This window comes from Paenibacillus sp. EB106-05-06-XG162 (genome assembly GCF_058791655.1).
Genome location: NZ_JBYTDT010000003.1, coordinates 63,651 through 77,068 on the forward strand (window position 1 = coordinate 63,651; position 13,418 = coordinate 77,068).

Below are 13,418 nucleotides of genomic sequence, written 5' to 3' on the forward strand. Positions count from 1 at the left end.
CTGATGGAGAGGTCTTTGTTGATTCATTTACAGGTACATCAAGCAAGACGCTTCGCTATGAGCATCTTCAATTCCAACATCGGTCTATCTGCTGGAGCCGATTCCCTTCCAAAGTCATGCGATAAATATCTGGCATCGATGTCTGGTACCAGAAATCAAATCCATAACTCGAATCATAATAGTGCATGATGACCGTCATGATATTGCCATGAGTCCCGATCACGATGTTCTTGCCGCCATAGGTAGCCAACAATTCTTCCATCACGGGAATGGCTCGCTGCTGTGCTGCTCTCGTCGATTCCCCGCCATCCATCGCATAGTCGATATCATCGAATGACTTGGCAACCGCCTGTTTTTTCTCTTCCCACGACACATGATGATGCCCTTCGACGAATCGCTCTTGCAATGCTTCGTACGGAAGAATCGGCAGATTCGCCTGATCTGCCAAAGGTTGAACCGTCAGGATAGCTCTGGCGTACGGACTCGAGACAACGACATCAATCGCTTCGTTGCGAAGAATATCTGCCACCCGTTTTGCTGCCTGAGCCCCTGCTTCGGAAATGCCTCGTGTGCGTTCCTCTCCGTATCGAAAAGGGGACTCGGCATGCCTCACCATGTAGATATTCGTTCGGATGTTGTTCACCTTTAGGATTGCGAAAGCAGCACTTTATACTGTCTAATCGTGTTCAAATGCATGCCTTCGTGAAATAAATTAAAGGTTAGAAATTGCTCTGGAGAGGCGAGCACCATCCCCGCTGATGTCGTATATGGCGGATCGATGGGTTCCTGCAGACGATGTTCAAGCGCTGCTTGAACTCGCTCGTTCTGCTGCGCTAGAAGCTGCTTCAGTTCTTCAAGGCTCGGAACACGAACCGACTCCGGTCGCGTAAGGGGGGACGTACCATTCTCGAACTGCTCTTTGAAGCCTTCTGGAAGCTGCATCGGAAGTCCAATGTTTTGAAATGCGAATCGTTCGAACACGACATAAATATGGCCTAAATTCCAATGGATATGATTCCGAAACCCATCAGGAACTTGATTCGCCATTTCCTCGGAAACGCCATCAACCACTTTTAACAACATTTGACGAACGAAACGCTGCTGATTAAATACAAAATGACTCATGCGCTCAACCCCTATCGATTATTTAGTCTATTGGCACTGACTTGTTACGATAACTCCTGCAATTGGCGGAATTCGGCGACAAAATCGAGCGGTACTAACGGTTCTTCGGAGATGACTTCGTGTTGATGCTGCAATAATCTCTGTAGCTGCTCCTCATTTTCCCTCGACAGGTAGCCAACTTGAATGAATACAATATACAACAGGGTGTGGCGCAGCTTAATGAAATCTTGGATATAAGCAATTTCTTCGATTGTTATTGAATTTTCCCGCAGATAACCCTCCATAAAACAACGGAAAAATGTACGCGCATAATCAGTCATGTCATCATTCTTCGTAGGAGCATATCGCATCGCATAATATAAGGTGATTCCGATATCATTAACGAAATACGTATAACCACAATCGTCGAAATCGAATGGATAAATATCGCCATGCTCGATGAAGAAGTTTTTCTGATGAAGGTCCGCATGCACGAGACCATAAGTATCTCGCGTTATTGGCAGAGAGCGTAGAGTCTTCAATCGTTCCTCTAAGATGCCAGTGACCGGATCATCTGCCGGCAAATATTTGTCGGCTCGCAATTGTTCCTCTTGATCCCACGTCTGGCGCTGAATAAACGGAGAGCTTACTTCGTAATCCTTCGTATGACGGTGCATTCGGCCAAGCATGGAGCCCCATTGCTCGAATAGCGGCTCATCCCACACATCCGCCGTGATAGCTGATCCTCGTGCTTTGACGTAGACAAACGCAAGGAAAGAGCCCTGATCTGCAGCAATTTCCTCGACGAGATTCCCTTGTTCGGATGGAACCACGCGGGAGCCTTTGATGCCTTGATCTGCTAAATAATTCACCCATTCGATTTCCCCGCGAATATAATTCACGCTTCTGCGCAGGGTATGTGTTATTTTGAGAACATAATCTTCGCCCTGCTTCGTAAATTCATAGACGAAACTCTCAAAACCACCCAGCGATCGAACCTCCTCCGGTTCGACACCATAACGACGAGCTGCATCATGTAAAATTTGATCTGTATATAATGCCTTAATTTCAGGAATCATCTGTTCTGTCTTCCTCCCTATGTTCTGACCATTCCGCATGGAATTGCTGCAAGAACGCCTCCATGAACTGATGTCTGTTTGCTGCGAGCTCTTTGGCATAGCCCGTATTCATTAATTCTTGTAACTTCAACAATTTCTCGTGAAAATGGGCGATCGCTGTCTTCGTGCTCGAGCGACGCTCCCCCGGCTCGTGAATCAGATGCCCACGCGACCCTGCGAAGGCAAAAGTTCGCGCAATCCCGATCGCACCGATCGCGTCTAGACGATCCGCATCCTGCACCACCTGACCTTCAATGGTCGTCATCGGTGCATTGCGTCCACCGTTATAAGACATGTTCGCAATGATCTCCATGACCGGTGCAATGACCGCCGGGTCTTCCCCCACACGCTCTAGCCAATCTCGTACACGATCCAAACCCTCTTGTTTCGATGCATTAAGCTTCACATCCGCTACATCATGCAGCAGTGCTGCCAATTCACAAATGTAAGCATCCGCATGCTCACGATCCGCGATCTCAAGGGCTAAGTTGCGAGTACGATGAACATGCCACCAATCATGCCCGCTCGGATCCGACGCTAAGAACGCCCGGGCAAATTGCTCGGCAAGTTCTATCATTTGTCCTTCCTTCCTGCGCATGTGCCACCCCCTTTGATGTCATTTTCCTTCTATTCGTCGAGAGTTATAATCTGCTCTGGATTTTCGTATTTTCGAATGTAGAGATAGGCGATCAGAAACAGTACTGTCATGAACTCTATGAATAGCTCTGAGATCACACCTGAGATTAGCGAGAGAAGCCATGGATCCAGATGAATGTACGTTCGAAACACAAAGTCGAGTCCCCATTGAACGATGCCGACCCCCACCATGATTAGCATAAATTCTCCTGTCCTGCCCTTAATCATCTCATTGCTTCGTTTAATCGGGTTATTGCCATAGGTGCCTTCCAGCATAATAATATAATCCACGAAGAGCATACGTACCACGAAGATGAGCCCTGGAATAATGAAAAGCAGTAACCCTAACGCAGCGATAATTCTTACAATAAACACATAGACCGTGAGTTTGAGCCAATATTTGAGTCCTTTGCGAAATGCTTCCTTAAGCTCTACCTCTTCGCCATTCACGATCTTCGGGAACATCATACAGATGATTGTCGATGGAATGATGGTCAACAATGCACTCATGATTAAGTTTAATGGAATCTGAAGACCGTAAACCTTACCTTCCATCGTATCTTGAAAAAAATAATAGATAAGCCCCTCCACAGGTACTGCGATAATCAATATAATACATAAGATCTTATGGAAGTTTCGGATATAATATTGCCATGCTGTCCGTAAAAGGTTCATCACTTGCATATTATTGAATAATTCTAGCTCATTCATTATTCAGACTCCTTAAGATGTTGTTTTACCCGCCTCGATTAAATCTTCCATCTTAAACAACGTATGCACGTGGAGCCCGATTTCTTCCAATTTCCGACGACCTTCAGGATCACGTTCGATCACGCAAATCACATCCTTGACGATTGCACCTGCTTCTCTTAAATCTTGCGTACTTAGGAGTACTTGCCCGCCTGTCGTGATCACATCTTCAATAACGCAAACCCGCTTCCCATGAATCGCTGCACCTTCCGCCAATTTCGCGGTGCCGTAGGCTTTCGCTTTTTTCCGAACAAATGCTGCAGGGATCCCGGATTTCAACGATAATGCTGTTGCGATGGGTACAGCCCCCATTTCAAGACCTGCTAACACTTCTATTCCCTCAGGAATAAGTTCAACCAATGCTTGCGATATTCGATCTAGAACACGCGGTTCTGCCTCGAACTGATACTTGTCGAAATACTCCTGTGAGACTAGCCCCGATCTGAGTGTAAAGCTCCCTGTCAGGTGTGCGACTTCGTAAATCTCTCTAGCAAGATTGGATAGATTCATAGGTTCCTCCTGATATTTTCCATATATTATAATATATGATCCAGAAATAACCAATGTTTAATTAATCTACAACGACCCGATCCCCTGAAGACGTTGGTTGCGAGATCACCAGAAACTCGATGTCTGTTTCAGAACGATTGAAGATGCTCCCCATAGATAATGGTCTGCGTTGGCTTTGCTTATTTTCATATTCGTGCCCTCCTGCTACTAGTCTGGTTGAGTACATGCTTGAGCTTGGACAAATCATTGCTCCAAGAAAGACAAACCTTTCGCTTCCATAGCCTCTTGAATCGGTTTTACTGCGCTTGGGCCAATACCGTGCAGATTCTTAAACTCTTTTAATGATAGCTTTGAAATTTGTTCTAAATTCGTTAACCCTGCGTTCGCAAGGGCTCGTAGTGCAGGCTGTGATAGACCGCTAGGGATATCGTTTGGACTCGTAAGCTTCTTATTCATCGTTACTCCTCCATAACTAATGGATTTCACCCAAATAAACAAGCTGCTCCATATTCAAATGAGATCGCTTTATTCGTGTTCGAAGCTCAGCTGGGAATAATGGCTCATCCTCTATCTGATCCATATTGATCCATTCAACGCCTAGCTGGTTCTGATCCATGTTCGTTATCTGTGACTCACCAATCACATGGCATCGAAACATCATTTCCACACGATGGATGTCTGGTACGAGGAAGCACTCTCGAATGAACATCAACTCCTGAACTTCTACAACAAAGCCAGTCTCTTCCATACATTCTCGGATCACCGTGTCATGCATTTTCTCTCCAACTTCTTGTCCACCACCAGGTAGTAGATAATACATTCCATCTTCGTCCTGCAGCTTAGTTACGAGTAATTTATTGTCTTGAATAATGATTGCTTTGACGGAATTTCTGATTACCACGGCATGTTACTCCTTGTAGTCCTCTTTTTATAACCTTATAAACCTCTAATAGATCAACTCTTCCTGAATTGAAATCCCATGTTCTGCACAGTAATTTCGATACTTCATCAGCACCGTATAGACATCGTCTTGGCCAATGATTTGATTATTTTCGTCAAAATATTGCAGTGCCCCGCCAAGAATAAATAACGTCTCTACCTCTTCATCTCCCGTTATCAACGTATGAATATCTCCAGGCGGTTCAAAAATAAATGTACCCGGCGTTGCGATCCAGTCCCGTCCTTCATACCGCCATTGCCCCTTCAGATGATACCCGATGACACTACCTCCGGTATGTCGATGACGCGTTAATTTTTTGTTTGGTTTGATTCGGAATAAATACGTCCATGTCCCTGTCGACAGATCAAACCTTAACGGCTTGAAATAGCAGTTCATTTCACCTTCATCAAAAGGCACCCACGGCAAGTCATCCTGATGGATAACTTTCTCCGGTAATTGTAATTGTTCAGCGAGTTGTATGACGGAATCTTTAATAAGCTGTCTCATGCTTCTTCATCCTTTCCCAACCGAGTGCGACTTACGTGGACAGCCAGCTCTCCACATGAACACGAGCTATCCCTTCGATATCCTTTTCAATGGCAAATCGGACTTCCCTCACCTTCAAATTTGAGGCCGCCGAACCATAAATCGATTGTCGTCCTTCACAAATCCATATTGCTCATAAAGTCCATGCGCATCCGCCGTCCCTAGAAATCCAGATAAGCCTTGTAAATCCTCGCTATGAATGATCGTGTCAATGAGCTTCTTGCCAATGCCTTGCCCTCTAAACTCGGAATCGATCACCACGTCACATAGCCAATAGGTTGTCGTAAAATCCGTAATGACACGCGCGAAACCAATCTGCCGATTCTCTTGGTACACGCCATAGCATAACGAATGTTCAATCGATTTGCACACCTTGTCCACGGGTCTTTTGTCAGCCCAATATGTCGTCGAGAGCAACTGATATATCCTATCGAGATCCAATTTCAATCGATCCGTACTGATCAGAAAATCATCAAATACTACATCCATAAGATCTCCCCCTAACGCCGTTTATTTCTTCGCATTGTTGAATCTAAATATCAACTCGGTTGCCAATGATTACCTGAACAATACTGGCTGCGCGAGCCATTGATCTAATTCAACAGAACCTTGTACGCCAAGCAATCGATAAAAATATCTGTATACTCTCCGAACTTTGGATAGTTCAGGAGGCGCTAGAATCGTCGTATAGCCTTGAATAAATGCATCCGCTGCACTGCGATCCAAAATATACTCGAGTCCAATAAAATCAAACTCCCTCGGTGCAACGACATATGCCTCAACATCTACGATCGCCGAGAGTCTCCCGTTATCCATCAAGAATTGAGAGGGGTCCATATCTACTAGCACGGGGCAGAAATATTCTGGTAAAGGGAGTTCCTCTAACTCGGACAAGATTGATTCTAAGCTCTGTTGAATAAGGGATGTTGTCGCGTGCTCCCTCTCCACAATCATCGTCATGGCCTGAGATAGATGATGATGAAAATCAACCTTTTCCCCGACCTTCGTTCTCGCAAGATTTCCATAGAAATCGTAGGTATTGGCATGCACTTTGGCCAGCCAAACACCTAATTGATAGAGTAGTTCTCTCGATTGACCCTTGAAGGACTGCAGCCCATTTCCTTTCATTTTCTCCACCACGAGGTAATCTCGTCCATCTATCTTGTCTGAGGAAATGATTTGTGGTGCCGGGACTTCTGGAATGGGATGAAGAACTTTCAGGTTTTCCTCAAAATATAACATCGCACGAGGATCAATCCCAAAAACATGCTTGCAGCCCCACCAAAACTCCCAATCCGGCTCAGCTTGCAACCGAGAAGAACGCACAACGACCTCTTGAGATTCCGTTCGAACCAACCACACGTCACTCGCATGATCTAAATAGCCCGGGTCAAGGGTGCGAACCTCCTCAATTGGTTCATAGAACAAGCGTTGTAGATTTTCTATAGTAGCTTTCATTTACCGCAATTCCTTCGTTAAATATAGAGCAATATCATCGTCAATCTGAACATGGTCTCCGTACCCGATATATTTCTCCCCGTTATGTATGCCTTTCCCATCTGGAATATAACCGCGCTTCGCATACAAAATCTGAGCATTCCCGTAATCGGAGAATAGGCCCACACCTATTCCTGCTACAGCTGATCTATCCTTGATTACGGCTTCTGCTTGATCCATTAGGATAGAACCAATGCCTTGACGGCGATATCGGATGAGGACATTAAAATCATTAATCTCAGGAATCCCCTGTGATCGAAAAGATGGATAAGTCGAATGCCACAGCACATTCAGGTATCCCGCAAAAACACCGTCCACCTCAGCGATGATCGTAACGCGTTCGCCCTTCTGATGCTCCTGGGCGTATCGTTCATACAAGCTTTGCGGCTTGTCCCAACCCTGTTCTGCGAATGCACTAGAGATGATTGCCGGATCGCCCTCATGTATGGTTCGGCACTGGATGTTCATTGATATCCCTACTTTCCTGATCGTTATCTTGCTTATATATTTTCGAAAGTGACCTCATCCGCATTCTTCAAGCTCGCGAACCATTGCAATACATTGTTATGATGTTGAATAATCTGGTCCGCCGTAAGATCGTTAGAATCCCATGTACTATGCGTGTCCTTCACTAACGTGACTTGAAAACCCTGGCTGCGAGCTGCTCTACATGTCGTGTCTACGCATATTTCGGTCTGAATCCCCGCGAGGATAACTTCGTTAATGTCCAGCTGTACCAGTTCTTGTCTTAGCTTCGTCTCATAGAAGGAGTCCGGTGTTTCTTTGTGAATAATCACATCTGTCTCTTGCGGCGCAATAGACGGGTGAATCAACCCCCCCTGCGAACCACGTTCAAGCGGCGTACCTTCCCTTTCCTCATGCTGCACATAGAAAATCGGTATGTGATTAGAGCGAGCCTTGGTGATCAAACCCTGAATCTTGTGAAGTAATGCTTCACCCTGATAGACTGGGTCCGATGGATCGAACATTGCATTCTGGACATCAATGATAATTAATGCTTGCTGATTCGATGTACTCATAGTTCACCTCTTCGTGAAGATGATTGTTATACTCGTTCAACGTACTCTTTCCGCAAAATGCTCATATTAATCGCGTCCACGTACCGACCATTTACGAAACATTTTTCTCGAAATCGACCTTCTTCTTTAAATCCACATTTCACATAACATTTGTACGCCCGCTCATTGAAATCATGCAGTTCTAACTGAATACGATTCAAATTCATGCGATGAAATACAAAATCCTGTACGAGGCGAATGGCCTCTGCACCAAACCCACGACCTAAATAATCTTTCATCCCGATGACGATTCCGAGTTCGCAAGATCGGTTCTTCCAATCGATATGAAATAAATCAATTTGTCCGATATAGTCTTCTGTATCTTTCAGCGCGATGACAAATCCCTTCTGATCTGTCTTCCCCTCTAAAATGCTGTTCAAATATTGCTCCGATGCATTCATCGTATGGGGATATAAGAAAATATCCGATAAGTTATCTACGATCTCCGGATCATTACACCATTGCCTTATACAATGAATATCTTCCCGACGATACTCTCTTAGTAGGATGCGATCTCCGATAAGTCTAGGCATGGGTACACTCCCCTTTCTGGATCGAACTCACTTGGTTGACATCAACGTAGCTTTTTACGTCCGTACACATCGTATATATTTTATGCGTTAATGCATCTGCCAATGAGATCACTTCCTAGCTGTATTTGTCAATCAATGATTCGATCTGGGACATATGATGGCGGTTATGCCATACAAATCGTTGGAGCGCAATATCCAACGTGATGCTTCCTAACACTGCAGTTCGCAGCTTCTTATGAAAGTCCACAGGCTCCATTCCACGCAAAAGGATGTAAAAACGCCGATGAAGCAGCTCAAGCAAAAATATTGAATCTTCGATAGGAATCTGCTGATAATCATGAAGCTCCGCCCACAGATCTTCTCGATATGTGTTCGACATCGGTTCATCTTCCGTCAATGCCCGCTTGAATCGAAGATAGGCGTTCATATCATTATCTGCGAGATGGTGAATGATTTGCCGAATGGTCCAGCCTTCTTGCCGATAGGGTGTGTCCAATTGAATTGGACACAGATCCTGTGTTATTGCTCTCAATCGATGGCTCATTTCGGGGATCTGATGGATCAGATTGTTACGATCTTCATCCGTTATATGTATTGTTGGTTCGAACTGACCGATTGGAAACCGTATAGGGTCTAGCATTCTATTCTCCATACGCCTATGTATTCCGTGTTGGTCGGTCTGCAATATATTTATCAAGTGCTTGGATCCCTCGACGAGCAAGCTTGATTAGAAGCACCAGCAGATAAATAGATACACCAATGATTAAGATCCATAATAGTTGGATGATGGCTAATCCCCACGAAAAACTCATTGCTCATCCCTCATTCCCTTTAGATAATCTCACTTCCTCACCAAACATTCTAGTCACAAAATACGTCATGCCCAGGATTGCGAAGGTAGCTAAACAACATTTTCACTTGCTCTTCCGTATTCCTCTCCGTTGACAGCTCAGGTAGATTCTCCTCGTCGAAAAATGCGACCTGCAGCGTCTCCATCCCCTCTTTGGCCTCACCGCCAATGATGTCGCACAGAATAAACAACTTATAGACGTGAAACGGTGAAGGCGGGTGGTTATGAAATTTCTTATCGATCACGCCTAGGAGACGAACCGCTTCAACTTCAAATCCTGACTCTTCCCATACTTCTTTGACAGCGACCTCTTTCGGCGATAGACCAATGTCTCCCCAACCCCCAGGCAATGCCCATGCTCCGTCCAGACGTTCTTTCACCAACAGAATCTTATTCTCTCTAAAAACAACACCACGTACGTCCACTTTCGGCGTTGCATACCCCGTCTCGTTGGCAAAAAGCGCCCGAATCTGTTCAGACTCCACATCAGCATACTCTCGCATAATCTCGATACTTAGATCTCTCAATTGTTGAAATCGTTCTAGATCGTAGATGTCCTTGGAATATGCCAGACCGTTCTGACTAATGGCCTGGATCTGCTTCGCCCACTCTAACCATTTTAATTGCATGTTGAAACCTCCTCATACACTCTTATGTTGATACGATGAATCGTTTCCGCGTCTCGATTGCGTTTTTCAGGGCTTGGGTATCTCGCTCTACTCCTTTTGGTGTCCTGGTTAGCTGGATCCTTCCGAATGCTTCGCTTGGTTCACACCACGCAACATCCTGAGTCTCGAAGTCATAATTCGTTATTACACCTGTCGGCTTCATCAAAAAATACTTTGTCGTGCATGTATCCGACACATACTCTCCTGGAATCTGAGCGATGATAGTGCACTCGTACCCTGTCTCTTCTAACACTTCTCGCAGGGCAATTTCTTCAGGCGTTCGATCACTCGGATCAGCCCCACCTTTGGCAAAAGTCCAGATATATCCGCCCCAATGACCACTTGGGCTTCTCATAAGAACTTGACCATCATCATTAAAAACAATGCCGCCATAGGCATAATAATGCATTTGCACTTCTTCGATAAATGCAAGATCCCTCGCAACAATAAAATCACCGATCAAATGATTGGGTTTGTTCGCTTTCAATCGTCGTGCAGCTTCCTCGATTGTGACCCAAACCAGCTTAAATCCTAGATTCTGCTCTAGTTCTGTAAAAGAAGGCTGCCCTATCTCACCCTGAACCAGCGATATATAGCCATAAGAGAGTTGAAGCTGTTGAATATGATCTCGGTATTCAATTGTACATCCCAGTTCTTGCAAGATTTCAATCTGAACGCCAACTTCTTCGAGCACCTCGCGTCGAAGCGCTTCCTCATTGCTCTCTCCCGCTTCGATTCCTCCACCAGGGAGCTTATAATAACCGTCCGATGACACGTGCATGAGCGCCATTTCCTTGGCATCGTTCCATACGATGGCTCTTGCAGCTTTTCGAATGCGGTACGGCATTTCTGTATCTGGTGATTTCGCACCCTGTTGATAGATTTCTTTAATTAGTTTCATAGGTTCTCCTTGCACCTACTTTCTCAGCAGCTCTTCCCTCGCCTCGATCAACCAAGGGTGTACAAGTTTCAGCTTATGCCTTTGCTCCCAAATCTGATTGAGGTAGATCAGTATCGCTTGATCGATTTCGAGTGCATCCACATGGCGTCTCATCTCTTGTAAATGCGGGTGTTCCCCAGGTAGATTCCATGAAATTTTATCGGAGACAAATAATATTTTGGCAATAAGACTCGCATTCGCCTGATGTGTTGTATGGCTCTCGATGGCATCCAATATGTCCTGATCTGTAATGCCAAAAATCTCACGCGCCATACAGCTGGATAGCTTCTGGTGTACACTTCGATTGTATTTCCGTTCTTCATCGAGAATTTCAATGTCCAGCGCTTCAGCTGCATCTAACATCGTAGAAATCGGAATAACGTTGCTAATATCATGAAGCAGTGCGGCTTGAACAACCTGCTCTGGATCTAATCCATATAACCCAGCAATGCGCTCAGCTTCTCTCGCGACCTGGAAAGTATGCTCTAACGTTCTGAGGTCATCGTTCATCTGAAAAAAGTACGTGATATCTTGCGTTAAGTCACCCGTTTGATTAAATCCTTCGATAAAAGGCAGCAATACAAATTTCATAAGTACACTCCTTTAAAAATATTTTCTGCTATTTCTTCTACAATCTGATCCCTATGTGCGCGGCCGTCCCGTCAACAAGATCATGCAGTTCTCCTTGTCATCAGGATCAATCCGGTGGACCAGTTCAATTTGCTCATGAAGAAATCTTCTCTCGTCTCCAAATACGTGATAAGCGCCTCTACCTTGGAACCATGACCTTCTGGCCAATTGGGCTGCGGATTCAGATCGTCAATGATGTACAATCCCCCGGGAGCTACCATGTTCAGCGCTTCTTCGATAAGATAGAATTTTCCGGGCCACGTATCTGCGAAAATCACATCATATTGCTCATTCGTATGTTTTTCGATAAAATGCCCACCATCCTCTGTCACAAAGGTTGCCCGCGGATCATCTCCTAAAATCTCTCTCACAATGGCTGCGCAAACTTCATCCATCTCAACGGTTATTAATCGACTATCTTGATCCATGCCTTCCAGAATCCATGCGGTCGAAAACCCTACCCCAGTACCCAATTCAAGGATATTTGCACGTCTATAGGACGCTACAAGCATCCGAAGGAAACTTCCCGTTAGTTCATCACATGAGGCTATAAAACCGATTTCTGATGCCTTCTGAACAAGGTTTGAAGTTGAAGCAGGAACGTGAATATTGTTGTGATCTTCCATCATGATCCCTCCGTGTTTAGATAAATTTTCTTATTTTCTGTAAGACGTCATCCCAATCGCGTGCCGAATTATTAATGACCAATTTATATAGATCAAGTTGATCAATGATATCTAACTCATAGCGTTTACGCTTCTGTAGCACTTCACATAGCCCGGTCAGCCCTTGATACCCATTAGCTTTTCCATACCCCTGTTCTGTGAAATACCAAATGAAGTATTCCAACCATTCCTTCGATCGTTCTTGGATCACTCGATCTAATGAGGCTCGAATATCATCCTGATAGAAGTAAATTAGCTTCGGACTTAACGGCTGAATAATAGCCTCTAATCTCTTGATATACTCACTTATCACAGATGGGGGACAATTATGCCGACCGAACATCATTGTTATTGGATTCTGAAGAAAACAGCATTCTAAGATAACGATCTCCTTGGACTGCTGAACATTAGTAACGAATTCTTGCCACCTGCGTGCTATCAACTCTTGATATGTATCAACGGATAAATTATATATATCGAATCTACGCATTTCTTCCATGGCATCCTGATCCATATCGATAGGATGTTGTTCTTGAAACTTTCCATAGTAGATTAGATGATATGCATCGACGACTTGTATAAAGGGAGCTATCGCTTCCATAAACAATGGGTACTTCCTCTGAAGCATTTCTATCTCACTTGTGTCCAGACATGCCACTGATTCATAATCAGCCGGGTGATTCAAATCTCCCTCTAGAAATAGACGATTCGAAATCTGGTCCATATCAAGCTTGTCCTTGATATATTGGGCAGTAGATGTTTTCCCTGATCCGGGTATACCTTCGACTAAAATGAGTTTTGTTGGGTTCATGTGCACTACTCCTTCTGAAGCTGCTCTATCAGCTCTCTTACATCTCTTCGATTCTTCAATACGAATATACGTTTACTGGAATCCAGTCCTTCAAGCCGTTGCAGCACCTGTTGTCTGGTCTGCTTGTTATAGTTCCAAACC

At 44.7% G+C, this 13,418-nt stretch carries 21 protein-coding genes; all 21 read right to left on the reverse strand.

Annotated elements, in window-relative coordinates:
• Positions 1-67: 67 nt before the first annotated feature.
• Positions 68-643, reverse strand: a complete 576-nt coding sequence (locus AC3WU2_RS08980; protein WP_492453347.1) for a histidine phosphatase family protein — start codon at positions 641-643, stop codon at positions 68-70.
• 2 nt (positions 644-645) lie between these two features.
• Positions 646-1,125 (reverse strand): DinB family protein, encoded by a 480-nt coding sequence (locus AC3WU2_RS08985; RefSeq protein ID WP_018757252.1) that lies wholly within the window; start codon positions 1,123-1,125, stop codon positions 646-648.
• A 44-nt stretch (positions 1,126-1,169) separates the two neighbouring features.
• Positions 1,170-2,183, reverse strand: a complete 1,014-nt coding sequence (locus AC3WU2_RS08990) for a phosphotransferase enzyme family protein (protein WP_492453349.1) — start codon at positions 2,181-2,183, stop codon at positions 1,170-1,172.
• Entirely contained in the window at positions 2,173-2,820 is a 648-nt protein-coding gene (locus AC3WU2_RS08995) for an HD domain-containing protein (protein ID WP_492453351.1), read from the reverse strand. The genes AC3WU2_RS08990 and AC3WU2_RS08995 overlap by 11 nt, the downstream gene beginning before the upstream one ends.
• Before the next feature lie 29 nt (positions 2,821-2,849).
• Positions 2,850-3,569, reverse strand: a complete 720-nt coding sequence (locus AC3WU2_RS09000) for a hypothetical protein (RefSeq protein WP_492453353.1) — start codon at positions 3,567-3,569, stop codon at positions 2,850-2,852.
• 12 nt (positions 3,570-3,581) lie between these two features.
• Entirely contained in the window at positions 3,582-4,118 is a 537-nt protein-coding gene (gene pyrE, locus AC3WU2_RS09005) for an orotate phosphoribosyltransferase (protein WP_492453355.1), read from the reverse strand.
• A gap of 243 nt (positions 4,119-4,361) precedes the next feature.
• A complete protein-coding gene (locus tag AC3WU2_RS09010; RefSeq protein WP_492453357.1) occupies positions 4,362-4,574 on the reverse strand; it encodes a helix-hairpin-helix domain-containing protein in 213 nt (70 codons plus the stop codon).
• Between the two features lie 16 nt (positions 4,575-4,590).
• Complete coding sequence (locus AC3WU2_RS09015) at positions 4,591-5,019, reverse strand: NUDIX domain-containing protein (RefSeq protein ID WP_492453359.1); 429 nt, start codon at positions 5,017-5,019, stop codon at positions 4,591-4,593.
• 45 nt (positions 5,020-5,064) lie between these two features.
• On the reverse strand, positions 5,065-5,565 hold the full coding sequence (locus AC3WU2_RS09020) for a 2,4'-dihydroxyacetophenone dioxygenase family protein (RefSeq protein ID WP_492453361.1): 501 nt from the start codon (positions 5,563-5,565) through the stop codon (positions 5,065-5,067).
• Between the two features lie 114 nt (positions 5,566-5,679).
• Complete coding sequence (locus AC3WU2_RS09025) at positions 5,680-6,093, reverse strand: GNAT family N-acetyltransferase (protein WP_492453363.1); 414 nt, start codon at positions 6,091-6,093, stop codon at positions 5,680-5,682.
• Positions 6,094-6,162: 69 nt separating this feature from the next.
• On the reverse strand, positions 6,163-7,062 hold the full coding sequence (locus AC3WU2_RS09030) for an aminoglycoside phosphotransferase family protein (protein WP_492453365.1): 900 nt from the start codon (positions 7,060-7,062) through the stop codon (positions 6,163-6,165).
• Complete coding sequence (locus AC3WU2_RS09035) at positions 7,063-7,569, reverse strand: GNAT family N-acetyltransferase (RefSeq protein ID WP_492453367.1); 507 nt, start codon at positions 7,567-7,569, stop codon at positions 7,063-7,065. It lies immediately after the preceding gene.
• A gap of 32 nt (positions 7,570-7,601) precedes the next feature.
• The gene (locus AC3WU2_RS09040; protein ID WP_492453370.1) at positions 7,602-8,141 is read right to left on the reverse strand and encodes a cysteine hydrolase family protein; all 540 of its coding nucleotides are present in this window, start codon (positions 8,139-8,141) and stop codon (positions 7,602-7,604) included.
• A 26-nt stretch (positions 8,142-8,167) separates the two neighbouring features.
• A complete protein-coding gene (locus AC3WU2_RS09045) occupies positions 8,168-8,713 on the reverse strand; it encodes a GNAT family N-acetyltransferase (protein WP_492453372.1) in 546 nt (181 codons plus the stop codon).
• A 115-nt stretch (positions 8,714-8,828) separates the two neighbouring features.
• On the reverse strand, positions 8,829-9,353 hold the full coding sequence (locus tag AC3WU2_RS09050; protein WP_492453374.1) for a YfiT family bacillithiol transferase: 525 nt from the start codon (positions 9,351-9,353) through the stop codon (positions 8,829-8,831).
• Between the two features lie 16 nt (positions 9,354-9,369).
• Entirely contained in the window at positions 9,370-9,525 is a 156-nt protein-coding gene (locus tag AC3WU2_RS09055; protein WP_492453376.1) for a hypothetical protein, read from the reverse strand.
• Between the two features lie 49 nt (positions 9,526-9,574).
• Positions 9,575-10,192 carry an NUDIX hydrolase gene (locus AC3WU2_RS09060; protein WP_492453378.1) on the reverse strand — a complete coding sequence of 206 codons (618 nt, stop codon included), beginning with the start codon at positions 10,190-10,192 and terminating at the stop codon, positions 9,575-9,577.
• 22 nt (positions 10,193-10,214) lie between these two features.
• Positions 10,215-11,132, reverse strand: a complete 918-nt coding sequence (locus AC3WU2_RS09065) for an NUDIX hydrolase (RefSeq protein ID WP_492453379.1) — start codon at positions 11,130-11,132, stop codon at positions 10,215-10,217.
• A 15-nt stretch (positions 11,133-11,147) separates the two neighbouring features.
• A complete protein-coding gene (gene yqeK / locus AC3WU2_RS09070; RefSeq protein ID WP_492453381.1) occupies positions 11,148-11,762 on the reverse strand; it encodes a bis(5'-nucleosyl)-tetraphosphatase (symmetrical) YqeK in 615 nt (204 codons plus the stop codon).
• 80 nt (positions 11,763-11,842) lie between these two features.
• Positions 11,843-12,430, reverse strand: a complete 588-nt coding sequence (locus AC3WU2_RS09075) for an O-methyltransferase (RefSeq protein WP_492453383.1) — start codon at positions 12,428-12,430, stop codon at positions 11,843-11,845.
• Between the two features lie 13 nt (positions 12,431-12,443).
• On the reverse strand, positions 12,444-13,277 hold the full coding sequence (locus AC3WU2_RS09080) for a P-loop NTPase family protein (protein WP_492453385.1): 834 nt from the start codon (positions 13,275-13,277) through the stop codon (positions 12,444-12,446).
• Between the last annotated feature and the right edge of the window lie 141 nt (positions 13,278-13,418).